At 70.1% G+C, this 13,719-nt stretch carries 16 protein-coding genes; 5 read left to right on the plus strand and 11 right to left on the minus strand.

Annotation, left to right across the window (positions count from 1 at the left end; genetic code table 11):
• Positions 1-44: 44 nt before the first annotated feature.
• The gene (locus ITJ57_RS02915) at positions 45-644 is read left to right on the plus strand and encodes a hypothetical protein (protein WP_194668767.1); all 600 of its coding nucleotides are present in this window, start codon (positions 45-47) and stop codon (positions 642-644) included.
• Here ITJ57_RS02915 and ITJ57_RS02920 read toward each other — a convergent pair.
• Genes ITJ57_RS02920 through ITJ57_RS02930 form a run of 3 tightly spaced genes read right to left on the minus strand, consistent with a single transcriptional unit; the run spans position 632 to position 3,923 of the window.
• Positions 632-1,402 carry a hypothetical protein gene (locus ITJ57_RS02920; protein WP_194668768.1) on the minus strand — a complete coding sequence of 257 codons (771 nt, stop codon included), beginning with the start codon at positions 1,400-1,402 and terminating at the stop codon, positions 632-634. The genes ITJ57_RS02915 and ITJ57_RS02920 overlap by 13 nt on opposite strands.
• Positions 1,399-2,697 carry a tetratricopeptide repeat protein gene (locus ITJ57_RS02925; protein WP_194668769.1) on the minus strand — a complete coding sequence of 433 codons (1,299 nt, stop codon included), beginning with the start codon at positions 2,695-2,697 and terminating at the stop codon, positions 1,399-1,401. Before ITJ57_RS02925 ends, ITJ57_RS02920 begins: the two co-directional genes overlap by 4 nt.
• Positions 2,694-3,923, minus strand: a complete 1,230-nt coding sequence (locus ITJ57_RS02930; RefSeq protein WP_194668770.1) for an ATP-binding protein — start codon at positions 3,921-3,923, stop codon at positions 2,694-2,696. The genes ITJ57_RS02925 and ITJ57_RS02930 overlap by 4 nt, the downstream gene beginning before the upstream one ends.
• A gap of 235 nt (positions 3,924-4,158) precedes the next feature.
• Between ITJ57_RS02930 and soxR the strand changes: the two genes are divergently transcribed.
• Positions 4,159-4,566 carry a redox-sensitive transcriptional activator SoxR gene (soxR, locus tag ITJ57_RS02935; protein ID WP_194670274.1) on the plus strand — a complete coding sequence of 136 codons (408 nt, stop codon included), beginning with the start codon at positions 4,159-4,161 and terminating at the stop codon, positions 4,564-4,566.
• A gap of 16 nt (positions 4,567-4,582) precedes the next feature.
• On the opposite strand, the gene ITJ57_RS02940 is transcribed toward soxR, so the two are convergent.
• The 6 genes from ITJ57_RS02940 to ITJ57_RS02965 all read right to left on the minus strand — a co-directional run bounded on the left by ITJ57_RS02940 (position 4,583) and on the right by ITJ57_RS02965 (position 9,292).
• Complete coding sequence (locus ITJ57_RS02940) at positions 4,583-4,972, minus strand: MmcQ/YjbR family DNA-binding protein (protein ID WP_194668771.1); 390 nt, start codon at positions 4,970-4,972, stop codon at positions 4,583-4,585.
• Between the two features lie 23 nt (positions 4,973-4,995).
• On the minus strand, positions 4,996-5,532 hold the full coding sequence (locus ITJ57_RS02945) for a hypothetical protein (protein ID WP_228506451.1): 537 nt from the start codon (positions 5,530-5,532) through the stop codon (positions 4,996-4,998).
• Positions 5,533-5,611: 79 nt separating this feature from the next.
• Complete coding sequence (locus ITJ57_RS02950) at positions 5,612-6,412, minus strand: MBL fold metallo-hydrolase (protein WP_194668772.1); 801 nt, start codon at positions 6,410-6,412, stop codon at positions 5,612-5,614.
• 56 nt (positions 6,413-6,468) lie between these two features.
• Positions 6,469-7,110 (minus strand): TetR/AcrR family transcriptional regulator, encoded by a 642-nt coding sequence (locus ITJ57_RS02955; protein ID WP_194668773.1) that lies wholly within the window; start codon positions 7,108-7,110, stop codon positions 6,469-6,471.
• Between the two features lie 143 nt (positions 7,111-7,253).
• The gene (lpdA, locus tag ITJ57_RS02960; protein ID WP_194668774.1) at positions 7,254-8,654 is read right to left on the minus strand and encodes a dihydrolipoyl dehydrogenase; all 1,401 of its coding nucleotides are present in this window, start codon (positions 8,652-8,654) and stop codon (positions 7,254-7,256) included.
• Complete coding sequence (locus tag ITJ57_RS02965) at positions 8,651-9,292, minus strand: TetR/AcrR family transcriptional regulator (protein WP_194668775.1); 642 nt, start codon at positions 9,290-9,292, stop codon at positions 8,651-8,653. The genes lpdA and ITJ57_RS02965 overlap by 4 nt, the downstream gene beginning before the upstream one ends.
• Positions 9,293-9,375: 83 nt before the next feature.
• Here ITJ57_RS02965 and ITJ57_RS02970 point away from each other — a divergent pair, with 83 nt between their 5' ends.
• The 3 genes from ITJ57_RS02970 to ITJ57_RS02980 all read left to right on the plus strand — a co-directional run bounded on the left by ITJ57_RS02970 (position 9,376) and on the right by ITJ57_RS02980 (position 12,200).
• Positions 9,376-10,227, plus strand: coding sequence for an alpha/beta fold hydrolase (locus ITJ57_RS02970; protein ID WP_194668776.1), 852 nt, complete (start codon positions 9,376-9,378; stop codon positions 10,225-10,227).
• Between the two features lie 55 nt (positions 10,228-10,282).
• Positions 10,283-11,278: an NADP-dependent oxidoreductase gene (locus ITJ57_RS02975; RefSeq protein ID WP_194668777.1), complete on the plus strand. Its 996-nt coding sequence runs from the start codon at positions 10,283-10,285 to the stop codon at positions 11,276-11,278.
• A 61-nt stretch (positions 11,279-11,339) separates the two neighbouring features.
• The gene (locus tag ITJ57_RS02980; RefSeq protein WP_194668778.1) at positions 11,340-12,200 is read left to right on the plus strand and encodes an alpha/beta fold hydrolase; all 861 of its coding nucleotides are present in this window, start codon (positions 11,340-11,342) and stop codon (positions 12,198-12,200) included.
• Positions 12,201-12,236: 36 nt separating this feature from the next.
• On the opposite strand, the gene ITJ57_RS02985 is transcribed toward ITJ57_RS02980, so the two are convergent.
• Positions 12,237-12,926, minus strand: coding sequence for an SOS response-associated peptidase (locus ITJ57_RS02985; RefSeq protein WP_194668779.1), 690 nt, complete (start codon positions 12,924-12,926; stop codon positions 12,237-12,239).
• Positions 12,927-12,987: 61 nt separating this feature from the next.
• Entirely contained in the window at positions 12,988-13,701 is a 714-nt protein-coding gene (locus tag ITJ57_RS02990; protein WP_194668780.1) for an SDR family oxidoreductase, read from the minus strand.
• Positions 13,702-13,719 lie beyond the last annotated feature (18 nt).

A 13,719-nucleotide genomic window follows, 5' to 3' on the forward strand; every position in this document is an offset into this window, starting at 1 on the left:
CTCAAGCCTACGGAACACCGCCGACGGCTCGGTAGCCTGGGCGGATGACTGAACCGATCGCCGAAGCACCGGGGCTCGAACTGCTCGCTGACGGCCCCCGGATCCTCGACACGATCGCCGGCCTCTCACCTCGCCAGGCGGCGACGCACCCCTCTTTCTGGCCGCTGCTCGGTGTCCCGGCGATCGACCGGGGCGCGCTCGTGATCTTCCCCCTGGCCGTCGCCACGATCAGTGCGACGGACCGATCCGCGCTCGAGCGGCTGCGCGAGGTGTGCGCCGCCCTCCAGCAGGAGTGCATCCACTTCTACGGCGGAGACCACTTCCACGGGGAGACCACGCTCGACCCCGAAGAGGATCCGTACGGACGACGGCTCGCCGAGGTGGGAGCCCATGACACGACACCGCGAGGCGTGGTGGTGTGGCGCGTCCGCGATCGCGGTGCGGCACTCGTCCTCGTGGTCGACGAGCCCCGCGGGCAGGCGACGCTCGCCTTCCACCTGGTGCCGAAGGACTGGATCTGGAATGGGCCGTCCACACCCGCGACCAAGCGCGAGGCGTCCCGTCGCCGGTCCGCGGTGAAGGAGCAGGCGGCGGTGGACGTCGTCTGGTCCTGGCCGGCGCCCGACCTGGCTCAGGCCCCCTGACCGGCGGCTCCACGCGGTTGGTCCGGTGGAGTCGATCCGTTCAGTTCCGCATCCCGCTCGGCGTCGGCGGTACGAGCGGCGAAGAGCGCGAGCGACACCACGATCCCGGCCACCAGGGCGAGGATGGGCGGGAACCAGAACGACAGATCCTCGATCTCACCGGCGCGGATGGCCAAGCACACGAGTGCGACCGCGGCGAAGAAGGCGGTTCCGCCGGCGATCTGCATGGCTCGGGTGCGGACGGCGCCATGGTCGCGACGCCCGATGCCCCACTGGAGGAGGACGTTGATGAACGCGAGGCCGTAGCAGACCGCGACGACCGGGAGGCCCCTCTCCGCCGGGAAGATGAATTCGCCCAGGTCACCCGAGTTCCCGGTGCCTCGCGTCTCTGCCCGGGAGAAGGTGAACGGCGACATCCACAGCCACCCTGCTCCCGTCACGAGCCACATGATGGCCGTCACCGTGCCGAGCACGCCGATGCGTCGATAGCTCTCGACGACGCTCGGCCGGATCCGCTGCTTCGACTGCTCGCGGAGTTGCTCGTACATGTCGTCGAACGCCGCCTCCTCGGTCGTGAACCATCGCCGGGTGCTCCCGACGGGGCTCGCCGTATGGTCGGTCGTGTAGACCGTCCACCCACCGTCCATCGGTGCGAACACCACCGACCGCGGCGCGACCGTGTCGCCCTCGTCGAGGAACAGCGCGTTCCCCCGGTCGGCAGCCGCGACGCCGAGCGCCGTCAACTCCTCCCGCTTCACGACTCCTCCGTCAGCGGTCGGCCCGTCGCGACCGCGGATCGTCCCGGGCGGGCATCGACGCCGCCGAACGCGGCGACACGGTCCCACAGCCAGTCCGTCAGGCTCGACGCGACCTCCTCGTCGTCGCGGCCCACGCCGCGTCGGTACAGACGGCCACCGGCACCCTCGAAGAGGTAGGCGTCCGCATCGTCGCTGAAGAGCAGGGTGAAGTACTCGTGCTCGGCGTCCCACTGCGGCCAGGCCTCAGGATCCCGTTCGATCGCCTCGTCCAGGGCTGCGACCTCGGCGCCGCTCAGCAGTCGGAAGGGCCGCCCGTCACCCCACAGGCCGCCGGAGCCGGGATGCTGTCCGTCGCGCCAGGCGAGAACCTTGTCGTCTCCGCCGCTGGCACGCGCGGCATCACGGTCGAGGGGCGGACGCAGCGACGACGCCAGCTCCGCCGGAAGCAGCGGGTCCAGCGCGGCGAGTGCTTCGGCGAGCCCCGCTTCGAACACCTTGTCGCGCAGGATCCGCCACGCGATCTCGCCCATGCCGGCCCGGCGCAGGTCGTCCATGGTGCCGGCCCCGCGTTCGATGGGGTCGAGGAACCCGCGGGCGACGATCATCCCACCCTGGGCCACCTCGTCCGTCGGATCCTCGCGGAGCACGCGGGCCAGCAGCTCGGCCGCCTCCTGCGGGCGGTAGTCGTAGAGGTAGGCGAAGGCCAGGGCGGTCGACAGGGTCGTCTCGCTCGGGTCGGCTTCGATCGCTTGCTGGGCGGCCACGAGGAACCGGGTGGGCGGGGCGCCGGTCGACAGGAAGTGGAGGGCACGGAGCCCCAGCGCCCCGGCATACGCCTCCGGCGCGGTGCGACCAGCCAGCTCGACGGCCTCGTCCATCAACGCCCAACCCCGTTCGGGGTCGGCGGTCATCGAGACGGCTGCCGCGAGGTCCATGCGGTCGAACCAGTCCGCGTCGGGATCCTCGCGGAGCACGAGCTCGCCGAGGCGCATGGCCTCCGCGAAGTCACCGGCGGACGCCTCGAGGTCGCGGAGGCGCCGGAGCGCGCCGAGGAACTGCCGGTCCCGACGTCCGAGCAGCTCCCGGAGGAGTCGCCGTGCTTCGTCGACGTCGCCGCACGCCTGGCGGTGCATGGACAGCAGGATGATCATCCCGGTGAACTGCGGCGCCCGGGCCAGGACGCTCATCGCGAGTTCGGGGATCCGCGGGTGCTGTGGCTGGAACTCGAAGAGTTCCCAGGCGAGGTCGCGGTCGTGTTCGATGGCCTCGCGTTCGACGCCGATCGGCTCGTTCATCGGAGACCGTGCTGCACGCGGTAGGTCCGGAGTTGGGCGAACGTGCCGTCGTCGACCCCGTATTCGAGCACGGGCGCGACCTGGTCGAACCAGGACGCCGTGGACGGGATGAGGCCGGCCGCGGCCTCGAGCAAGCCCTCGGTGGTGACGGGCACGATCGCGCCCGACTCCATCGACGCCGACAACGACCGCTGCAGGGCGACCCGTGAGACCTGCGCGATGTCGGCACCGGAGAATCCCTCGGTCGCCGCGGCCACTGCGATGACGTCGACCCCCTCGGCAGGCTTGCCCTCGAGGTCGCCCTGGAGGATGGCGGCCCGAGCCACGGCGTCCGGTGGGAGCACGAGGACCGTCTTGTCGATCCGCCCCGGACGACGGAGCGCCGGGTCGATGTCCCAGGGACGGTTGGTCGCGGCCAGGAAGTACACGCCGTCGTTCTCGTTCGCGACACCGTCGAGCTCTTCGAGTAGCTGGGTCACGATCGTGCGCATCGACTGCGACCCGCCGCCCGAGGTGCGTCGGCCGCCCAGGGCGTCGAACTCGTCGAAGAAGATGACGCAGGGTGCGGCTGCGCGGGCGTCGTGGAAGACGCTCTGGATGGCCTTCTCGCTGTCGCCCAGCCATTTGCTCAGCAGGTCGGCGAGGGTGACGTGGATGAAGGAGGCGCCGAGGTCTCCGGCGATCGCTTTCGCGATGAAGGTCTTCCCGCACCCGGGTGGGCCGTACATGAGGAGTGACCCGCCCGGCTTCTGCCCGAACGCTGCGGCGAGTTCCGGGTTGCGCAGCGGAGCGAGGAACGTCGAGTCGAGGTGCTGCTTGACGTCGGCGAGACCCGCGACGTCCGCCAGGGTGATCGCGGGCCGCTCCGCGTCCCAGAGGCTCGGTTGTCCGATCCGCACGAGTGCCGGGTCGGGCGCCGACGCGGTCGGGACCGCCGCCGGCCGGGTCGGTGTCGAGGAGCCCGGTGCCGACTCGTTCGGATGCATCTCACTCGGGGTGCCTCCCGTCGTGCCACCGCGCAACCGCGCCGCCATCACCCGCGCTCGGAGCAGCCGCACCCGCGCCGGATCTCCGCCGTACCGTTCGAAGGTCGACACCTCCTCCGCCGCGCGATCCACGTCGTGCTGGAGCAGCAGCGTGACGAAGTCCTCGCGCAGCGCCGCGTTCTGCGGATCCTGCGCCACCTCGGCGGCGATCACCTCGAGGAAGTCCCCGTCCTGTGTCATCTCGTCCCCCCACGGTCCGTGTCAGATGTCGACCATCCTGCCAGCGTGGTGCCGATGAGCGACAGTCGCCGGTCAGAATCGGTCCCGCTCGAGCATGGGGAGTGGTCCCCATCCGTCACCCCGGGCTGGTGTACCGTCGACAGCGGGCCGAACCTGAAGGTGGCTTGAGGTCGGTTGGTGAAAGGGCGGGTGAGGCGACGTGCACCAGCCGGACGAGTTGCTCAGCGTCGGCGAGATGAGCCGCCGCACCGGCGTCGCCGTCTCAGCCCTCCACTACTACGAGCGCCTCGGCCTCATCGCGTCCGAGCGGTCGGCCGGAAACCAGCGCCGGTACCCACGACACATGCTGCGCCGTGTCGCCCTCATCTCGGTCGCGAAACGCCTCGGCATCCCGCTCGAGGACGTCGCCGAAGCGTTCGCCGACGTCCCGCTCACCAGCACTCCCAGCCACGACGACTGGCAACGAGCCTCACGCCGGTGGCAGAAGGTCCTCGAACAGCGCCGACGCGGCATCGAACAGCTCGAACGCGAACTCACCGGTTGCATCGGGTGCGGCTGCCTCTCGATGAAGGCCTGCACCCTCCTCAACCCGGACGACGAACTCGGCGACACCGGCACGGGCGCTCGCCGCATCCCGGTCTGAGCGCGCTGCCGGGAGCTCAGGCGTCGCCGCGCTGCCCGAAGGTGGCGGGGTCGACCGGCCGCAGGCGTTTCGGCAAGCCCTCGACGACGAGGAGGTACGACTCGGTCACGAGGTCGTCGACGAACGCCGGTTCGAGCCCGCCGTCCGGCTTGAGCGAGATCCAGTGCCGCTTGTTCATGTGGTAGCCGGGGACGATGTCGGGGAACGCCTCGCGCAGGCTGCGGCTGTCCTCGGGGCGCGCCTTCAGGGTCACGAGCGGTTCGCCCGTGGCCCCGGTCTGGAGCATGAACACCTTGCCACGCACCTTGTACACGTCCCACTCCTCACCGAAGGGGTGGGTGAGCTCCGCCCCCGGCAGCTCGTCGGTCCGGCGGGCGGCGCGCTCCTGCAGCTCGACACCGTGCATCGTGATCCTCCCGGGTGGACGTCTCAGAGCTGTTCGGACGCCGGCCGGAACCGCGCCAGGTTCGGCAGCGGGACCCACGAGCCGAGCCGCGGGTAGTCCAGGGCTACGCCGACGACGCCGCGTTCGCCGAAGGAGAGGACCCAGTCGATCGCCGCGGGGATCGGGACCGCCAGGAGCGAGACCGTGGCGTCCGGAGGGACGAGGCCGTTCGCGTAGGCCGCCTCCTGGGCCCGCGTCCCGCTGCTGTATACGCAGAGGAGGTTCCCCGGCTGAGCTGCGAGCGCGTAGGGACGCGGCTCGTCGTCGGTGCCGCGGTTGATGAAGACCCAGCGGTCGAGGGACGCGACCGCCTGCCAGAGCCGGATCTGCGGGTCGATCTCGTCTGGTGCTGTGCGGCAGGCCGCGTCGAGTGCGTCGAGCTGCGCCAGGACGTCGGGACTCGGTTCGAGGGTTCGGCCCTGGTTCGGCTGGTCCGTGGCGTCCGTCTGCTCATCGCTCGGGCTGGTGTCGGACGGGCGATCATCGGACGGGCTGCCGTCGCGGCGGAACGGGTTCTGCATGGTCACTTCCTCGTGGCTCGGCGTACGGGTTCAGGACCCCGCCAACGCTAGCGCAGGCGTTCCACCGGCGACCAGCGGCTCAGAACGCGCTGCCGAACGCCAGCGCTTCCGCCGCCGCCTGGGCGGGCGAGCCGAAGAACGCCGGCCCATGCCCGGGCAGCACGATCGACGCCGGGAGCCCGGCCAACTTCGTCAGCGACTGTCGGGCGCGCGGCAGGTCGCCGTGGAACATCTCCGGGAGCAGCTGCGGTCCGTCGTGCGGGCTCGTCGGGTGCGCGGTGATCAGGGCGTCGCCGGCGACGAGGACCCCGCGCTCGACGAGCAGGAATCCCAGGTGGCCGCGCGTGTGCCCGGGAAGGGGGATCGGCCGGATCTCGACGCCGAGGGCGCCTCGGAGTTCGGGGACCGCTTCGACCGCCACGACCGCGGTGGGCGGCACGACCTCGAGTCCGCCGGCCTCCACGGCGTGGTTCAACCAGGTCGCGACGCCCGGACGCTCCAGGTGGGGCTGGACGTCGGCGAGTCCGACCTGCTCGAGCACGTCTCGTCGCACGTTCGGGATCTCGTCGCGTGCGGCGAGGACGTCGCAGTCGGCGAGCCCGGCGATGAAGGCGGCGTTGCCGATGTGGTCGCCGTGTCCGTGGGTGAGGAGGATCGCCCGGACGTCTTCGACCGCGTAGCCGAGGGCGCCGAGGGTCGCGGTGACGGCGGCGCCGTCGCCCGGGTAGCCGGTGTCGATGAGGATCGGCCCGAGTTCGCCCTCGACGATGATCCAGTTGACCGCCGGGCCCTGGACGAAGTGGACGCCGTCGGTGACGGTGGTGCTGCGCGTGGTCGGTGCCGGTGCGGCTTCGCGCTGCGCTGGTTCACGCTGGGACATGGGCGTCCTTCCGGGTGCGGAGACTGGTGCGGAGGCAGATTCTGAGGAGGTCACCGTCAGGCCGGTCCGCTCACGAGCTCGTGCGCGGCGGCGGCGGCGGTCGTGGCCGCGGCTCCCGCCGGGTCGACGGTCGCGAGGATCGGGCGGATGAGCGTGATCAGTCGGGAACGGAGCTCGGCCGCGTCGTCGTCGCCCACCGTCGTGGTGACGAGGCCGAAGCAGGCGTCGAGCAGGACGTCGGAGACGCCGTCGAGGTCGGGCAGGTCGAGGTCGTGCGCGGCGGCCTCCATGCGGAGGTTCGTGCGCGTGTAGGCGCGCCAGTCGAACACCGTGTAGACCGGGTCGTCCATGCGGGGGAGTTCGTGCAGCAGCCGGATGGCGCCCATGGCGATCGGGGACCGCTGAGCCTCCCGAGCCGAAGCGAGGATCATCGTCACCCACCGGAGCGCGCCGTAGGGCACGCCGATGGTCGCGTCCGCCGCCTGCCACCGTTCGTCCTGCTCCGCGATGACGGCGTGCGCGAGGCTCCGCTTGGACGGGAAGAGGTGGTACCCGATGACCGACTTCGGTTTGCCCATGACGGCGGCGATGCCGGAGAACGAGGTCCCCGCGTAGCCGTTCCGCCCGAACTCGAGGCCGGCGGCGTCGATGATCTCGTCGCGGACCTGGTTCATCGCGTACTGGCGCAGACCGCTCACCGGCGCTCCTTCGAAGTGGGTGACCATCCGGTCTGGTGGGTGTCTGAGGCCTGATCAGACGATCGTCTGAGGAGGACGCCGTCCAGCTTAGACGATCGTCTGGGAAGAACCTGAGGGGCTCCGAAGCCCTCCCGTCCGACCGCTCAGAGGTTGATCATGTGACCAGTCAGCCCGTGGATCGCCTCCTGAAGGGCTTCGCCGAGCGTCGGGTGCGTGTGGACGTTCCGAGCGAGCTCCGTCGCCGTGAGGTCCCACCGCTGGGCGAGGGTCAGTTCGGGGAGCAGCTCGGCGACATCGGCACCGATGAGGTGGCCACCGATGAGTTCGCCGTACTCCGCGTCGGCGATCAGCTTCACGAACCCGCTCGGATCGCCGAGCCCCTGCGCCTTGCCGTTGGCGACGAACGGGAACGTCGACACCACGATCTCGCGGCCCTCGGCGCGCGCCTGCTGTTCGGTGAGTCCGAAGGAGGCGACCTGCGGCTGGCTGAAGGTCGCCCGGGGCATCATCCGGTAGTCCTCGATGGGCATCGTCTCGGCTCCGGCGATCGTCTCGGCGGCCACGACGCCCTGCGCTTCGGCGACGTGCGCGAGCTGCAATTTCGCGGTGACGTCGCCGATCGCGTACAGGTGGGGGACCGAGGTGCGCATGACCGAGTCGATGGCGATCGCGCCGCGCTCCGTGAGGTCCACACCGGTGTGCTCCAACCCGTAGCCCTCGACCCTCGGTGCGAAGCCCACCGACATCAGGACCTTGTCTGCGCGCAGGGTCTCGGCCGCCCCGTTCGCGGCGGTGTAGGACACGGTGACGCCGGCACCGTCGTCGACGATCGTGTCGACCCGCGCACTGGTCACGAGGTCGACGCCGAGCTTCCGATACTGCCGAGCGATCTCCTTCGACACCTCCTCGTCCTCGTTCGGGAGTGCCCGGTCCAGGTACTCGACGATGGTCACCCGCACGCCGTAGTTCACGAGGACGTAGGCGAACTCCATCCCGATCGCGCCGGCGCCGACGATGACGATGGACGCCGGCAGCTCGCGCGAGAGGATCTGCGACTCGTAGGTGACGACCCGCTCGCTGAGCTCGACGCCGGGGAGGAGGCGCACGGTCGACCCGGTCGCGATAATGGCGTCGTCGAAGGTCACCGTCTCGGTCCCGCCGGCGGTCAGGGCGACGTCGATCGTGCCGGCGTCGCGGAAGATGCCGCGGCCGTCGATCTCAGTGATCGCGTTCTTCCGCATCAGGAAGTGCACGCCCTTCACTCGACCGTCGGCGACGCGGCGACTCCGGTCGAAGGCCGCGCCGTAGTCGAAGGTGACCTCACTCGAGATGCCGAACTGCTCCGCCTGGTGGGTGAAGGTGTGGGCGAGCTCGGCGTTCCGCAGCAGCGCCTTCGAGGGGATGCAGCCGACGTTGAGGCACACGCCACCCCAGTACTGCTGCTCGATGACGGCGACGTTCCTGCCGAGCTGGGCGGCGCGGATCGCGGCCACGTAGCCGCCGGGTCCGGCTCCGAGGACGACGAGGTCGTAGTGGGTGCTCATGAGGTGCTCCTTGAGATGTCGGTGGAACGGATGAGGACGGCTGAGATCTGCGCGCGGATGTCGGCGAGGATCTCGGTGTCGGGGCGACGGAGGTGGATGGTGGCCGTGGTGGTGACGTGCATGATCGCCGAGATCACGCGGGCGAGGATCGCGGGCGCGTCCGCGGTGGGATGAGGTGCGGCGTGGGTGTCCGGCCGGAGGATCGCTGCGACACCCTCCTCCAACCGCCAGGCGAGTGCGAGTCCGTCGCGACGGAACGGCTCCGTCGGATCGCCGAACACGAGTTCATGCAGGTAGGTGCGGCCGTTCTCGGGGTGCTCGCGGACGCACGTGACGACGGGCGTGATGAGCGCCATCACCCGCGACACGACGTCACGCGGTGCCTGGGCGGCGGCGAGGCCGTCGTCGATCGCTTCGGCGAACTTCTGGTTCTGGACCATGATCAGCAGCTCCGCCTTCGTCGAGGCGTACAGGTAGAGCGTGCCGATGGCGACGTCCGCGGCATCGGCGATCTGCTGGGTGGTCACCCCGCCCACGCCGTGTCGTGCGAAGAGGCGTTTGGCGGCGAGCATGATCCGTTCACGCTTGTCCTGTTTGGCGCGTTCCCGCCGGCCGGGCGGTCGGTGATCGGTCTGCATGGAACCTCCTTGACAAAAGAACTGAGCTGACTCATGATTGAGCTTACTCGGATAAACCGGGGAACGCGACCGAAGGACACGAGATGACCGAGCAGGCAGGCACCGCCCGCTTCACCGAGGTGGACACGGAGAGGATCGCCGTCGACGGAGCCGAGATCGCCTACCGCGAGCTCGGACCGGCGGAGGGGACCCCGCTCGTGGCCCTCAACCACCTCGGAGCCAACCTCGACGACTGGGACCCACGCATCGCCGACGGCCTCGCCGCGGGTCGACGGGTCATCCTGCTCGGCTACCGCGGCGTCGGCCGATCGGACGGCGCGGTCCGCGCCTCCATCGACGAGATGGCGGATGACGCGCTCGCCGCCGTCCGCGCCCTCGGCCTCACGCGCTTCGACCTGTTCGGGCTGTCGATGGGCGGGATGGTCGCACAGCGACTGGTGGCCAAGGGCCCCGAATCCGTCGAGCGACTGGTCCTCATCAGCAGCGGCCCCACGGGCGGCCCCGAACTCGTCGACCTGACCCGCGTGATGATCGGCGGCACCGTCCGGGCCATCCTCGGGCGCGCCGACCCCAAGGCGAGCCTCTTCTTCACCCGCACCGCGGCGGGGCGCCAGGCTGCACAGGACTACACCGCTCGGCTCCAGGAACGCACCCGCGACCGCGACCGCGCCGTAGTCCCGAACGTCCTCCGCGCCCAACTGTCCGCCGTCCACCGCTACGGCAAGCAGCCTCGCCCCGCGAGGTCGACCTTCGACGGCCCGGTGGCGATCCTCCACGGCGACAGCGACCGCATGGTGCCGCTCGCCAACGCCGCGGCGCTCGCCGAGGTCTTTCCCGGCGCATCGGTCACCGTCCTCCCCGACGCCGGTCATGGTGCCGTGTTCCAGCACCACCGCGAGGTCGTCACCGCTGTGCGTTCGTTCCTGCAGCGCTGACCGTCGACCTCCCTCCCACCTCACCCACCCCGTCCAGACCAAGGAGCACCACCCCATGAGAGCGTTCGCCGTCTCGAGCTACAAGACCGCACTGCACGAAGCCGAGGTGCCTGAGCCGACCGTCGGCGACCACGACGTCCTCGTCCAGGTGCAGGCCGCCGGAGTCAACCAACTCGACGAGAAGATCCGCCTCGGCGAGTTCAAGCAGATCCTGCCGTACCGCCTGCCGCTCGTGCTCGGCCACGACGTCGCCGGTACCGTCGTCCGCGTCGGCGGATCGGTCCGAGCGTTCAAGCCCGGTGACGAGGTCTACGCCCGCCCCCGCGATCACCGCATCGGCACCTTCGCCGAGCGCATCGCCATCGACGAGGCGGACGTCGCCCTGAAGCCCGCGTCGATCACGATGGAGGAGGCCGGGTCCCTCCCGCTCGTGGCGTTGACGGCATGGCAGGCACTCGTCGAGATCGGGAACGTGCAGACCGGTCAGAAGGTCCTCATCCACGCGGGTGCCGGCGGAGTCGGGTCGATCGCGATCCAGCTCGCGAAGCAGCTCGGGGCCGAGGTCGCGACCACGGCCAGCGCCGCCAATGCGGGATTCGTCCGGTCACTGGGCGCCGATGTCGTGGTCGACTACCGCTCGGAGGATTTCGCCGAGCGGTTGTCCGACTACGATTTCGTGCTCGACAGCCTCGGCGGCGACAACCTGGAGAAGTCGCTCCGGGTGCTGCGTCCGGGTGGCACGGTCGTCGGCATCTCGGGTCCTCCGACGCCGGAGTTCGCGAAGGCGGCCGGGCTGAACGCGGTGCTGCGGCTCGCGATCGCCGCCCTCAGTGCGAAGGTCCGCAAGCAGGCGAAGCGCCTCGACGTGCAGTACCGGTTCCTCTGGATGCACGCGAGCGGTGATCAGCTCCGCGAGATCACGGCGCTCGTCGAGCGCGGCGTGCTCCGGCCCGTCGTCGGGCGCATCTTCCCGTTCGACGACACCGTCCGGGCGCTCGAGTCGCTGGCGTCCGGTGGTATCCGAGGCAAGGCCGTCATCAGGAATCCCTGACCGCCACCCGGCGTCAGCCGTCCCCGAAACCACACCGCATCCCTCCAGAAGGAGCATCATCATGAGCAGCTCATCGAACGAACCGACCATCACCTCGTACGCGCAGGCGCCGGCGAAGACCATCTCCGCGAACGGCGTCACGTACGCGTACCGCGAGCTCGGGCCGAAGGGCGGGATCCCCGTCGTGTTCTTCGTGCACCTCGCGGCGACCCTCGACAACTGGGACCCGCGCGTCATCGATCCCATCGCGGCGCACCGCCACGTCATCACCTTCGACCAGCAGGGGGTCGGCGCGTCCAGCGGGACGGTCCCCGCCACGATCGAGGCCGCGGCCGACGACGCGTACGACTTCATCAGCGCGCTCGGGTACAAGACGATCGACGTGTTCTCCTTCTCGATGGGCGGCATGATCGCCCAGGACCTCGTGGTCAAGCACCCGGACCTCGTGCGTCGGCTCGTCCTCACCGGCACCGGCCCGCGGGGTGGGAAGGACATGGACAAGCTCGTCGGCACCACGTACTCCGACATCCTCCGCGCGACGTTGACCCGCTCCGACCCGAAGGAGTTCCTGTTCTTCAACCGTGACGCCGAGGGGAAGCGTGCCGCGAAGGCGTTCGTCGAGCGGTTGAGCGAGCGCACCGTCGACCGCGACAAGCCGATCGGCACGAAGGCGTTCCAGACGCAGCTGAAGGCGATCCAGCGCTTCGGCCGCTCAGCGCCGTCCGATCTGTCGAAGCTCACCCAGCCGACCCTCATCGCGAACGGCGACAACGACCGCATGGTGCCCTCGGTGCTGTCGAACGACCTGCATCGCCGTATCGCCGGCTCCGAACTGGTGATCTACCCGAACAGCGGTCACGGTGGCATCTTCCAGTACCACGAGCGGTTCGTGCCGGTCGCGGTCGAGTTCCTCACCCGCTGACCGCCGGCCCGCTGACGGCTGTCGGGAGCGCGCGGCTCAGGCCGGGAGTGGCTCGATGAGGTGCGGCCCGGTGTTGCGGACATTGTTCACGTCTCGCGTGACCTCGTAGTGGGTGAGGTCGTGGGCGACCGCGAAGGACTCACGGTCGAGCAGCTGCAGGAGCTGGTCGGTGTCGAGATGGTCGCCGAGCCAGTCGTCGTAGCCGTCGGGGGTGAGGCAGGCGGGCATGCGGTCGTGGACCTCCCCCGGTGAGACGTGGGCGTCGCGGGTGATGATCGCCATCGACAGCCGCCACTTGTCAGGATCGTCCTCCGCCTTGCCCGGGTCGGGCCAGGCGCTGATGATGCCGGCCATGGCCAGCTCCGTATCGGGGTCGTGGATGAAGTGCGGCTGCTTGCCCGTCTCGGTCACCACCCACTCGTAGTACCCGCTGGCGGGAACGATGCAGCGGGCCGAGGCGAACGCCTTCCGGAACATCGACGCCGTCGCGACCGTCTCCATGCGCGCGTTGATGGGCTGCGGCCGTTGCTTGGCGAAGTCCTTCGCCCAGCCCGGTACGAAGCCCCATCGGGCGGCGGTCGCGGTCCGTTCGTCGTGCCGGGTCCTGACGACGGTCACCGCCGTGGTGGGCGCGACGTTGTAGTCGGGCGCGGGCGCCTCGAACTCGTCCACGAGGTCCGCGAGGAGGGTGGACGTGGAATCGGTGACGACGAAACGACCGCACATGCGCTCAGCATAGGAGCGCACGTGCGGCCGGTCGACCCCTGGTGCGGTGCTGGTGCGTCGACTACTCGGCGGTCTTCGCGAGCCGCGGGTACACGGCCTCGAGCGGCGCGCTGAGCCCGGCGCGGGCCTGGCGGGAGGTGTCGTCCGCGAGGACCTCGTACTCTCCGGCGGCCATCGCGTCGTAGACCTGCGCGACGAGCAGCGCCGGGTCGAGCTTCGGATCGGTGGTGTGCGCTGCCATCGCGGTGTCGACCCAGCCGACGTGCACGCCGATGACGTGGACGCCCGCGGGGAGGAGTTCGAGGCGGAGCGAGTTCGTCACCGACCACAGGGCCGCCTTCGTCGCACTGTAGATCCCGTTGACCGCGTACCAGCTGAGGGCCGAGTGCAGGTCGATGATGGTCGCGCCCTCGCGCCCCGAGAGCAGGGGTGCGTAGGCGCGGGCGAGGAACAGCGGGCCGAGGAAGTTGGTCTCCACGTTGCTGCGGATCTCCTCATCGGTCTGGGTGAGGATGCCGGGGGTCGCGACGGCGACACCGGCGTTGTTGATGAGGACGGTGACGTCGGGGGCCGCCTCGACGAGCGCGGCGATCGAGGTCGGGTCGGTCACGTCGAGGGTGAGGGGCACGACCCGCTCGTCGTCCCACGTGCGCGGGGTGCGGGCGGTCGCGTAGACCTTCGCGGCGCCCCTGGCGAGGGCTTCGTGGACGAAGTGGGTGCCGATGCCGCCGTTCGCGCCGGTGACGAGGACGACTGCTCCAGTGAGTGAGGGCATGGTGGGTCTGCTTTCCGT

The organism is Plantibacter sp. VKM Ac-2880, from assembly GCF_015351235.1.
Lineage (GTDB): Bacteria > Actinomycetota > Actinomycetes > Actinomycetales > Microbacteriaceae > Plantibacter.

Coding starts and splice junctions, on each gene's coding strand:
- ITJ57_RS02915 (WP_194668767.1), top strand. CDS start 45: ATGACTGAACCGATCGCCGAAGCACCGGGGCTCGAACTGCTCGCTGAC.
- ITJ57_RS02940 (WP_194668771.1), bottom strand. CDS start 4,972: ATGCACGGTGTCGAGCTGCAGGAGCGCGCCGCCCGCCGGACCGACGAG.
- ITJ57_RS02925 (WP_194668769.1), bottom strand. CDS start 2,697: ATGAACGAGCCGATCGGCGTCGAACGCGAGGCCATCGAACACGACCGC.
- ITJ57_RS02980 (WP_194668778.1), top strand. CDS start 11,340: ATGAGCAGCTCATCGAACGAACCGACCATCACCTCGTACGCGCAGGCG.
- ITJ57_RS02975 (WP_194668777.1), top strand. CDS start 10,283: ATGAGAGCGTTCGCCGTCTCGAGCTACAAGACCGCACTGCACGAAGCC.
- ITJ57_RS02965 (WP_194668775.1), bottom strand. CDS start 9,292: ATGCAGACCGATCACCGACCGCCCGGCCGGCGGGAACGCGCCAAACAG.
- soxR (WP_194670274.1), top strand. CDS start 4,159: ATGAGCCGCCGCACCGGCGTCGCCGTCTCAGCCCTCCACTACTACGAG.
- ITJ57_RS02950 (WP_194668772.1), bottom strand. CDS start 6,412: ATGTCCCAGCGTGAACCAGCGCAGCGCGAAGCCGCACCGGCACCGACC.
- ITJ57_RS02930 (WP_194668770.1), bottom strand. CDS start 3,923: ATGACACAGGACGGGGACTTCCTCGAGGTGATCGCCGCCGAGGTGGCG.
- ITJ57_RS02990 (WP_194668780.1), bottom strand. CDS start 13,701: ATGCCCTCACTCACTGGAGCAGTCGTCCTCGTCACCGGCGCGAACGGC.
- ITJ57_RS02970 (WP_194668776.1), top strand. CDS start 9,376: ATGACCGAGCAGGCAGGCACCGCCCGCTTCACCGAGGTGGACACGGAG.
- ITJ57_RS02985 (WP_194668779.1), bottom strand. CDS start 12,926: ATGTGCGGTCGTTTCGTCGTCACCGATTCCACGTCCACCCTCCTCGCG.
- lpdA (WP_194668774.1), bottom strand. CDS start 8,654: ATGAGCACCCACTACGACCTCGTCGTCCTCGGAGCCGGACCCGGCGGC.
- ITJ57_RS02945 (WP_228506451.1), bottom strand. CDS start 5,532: ATGCAGAACCCGTTCCGCCGCGACGGCAGCCCGTCCGATGATCGCCCG.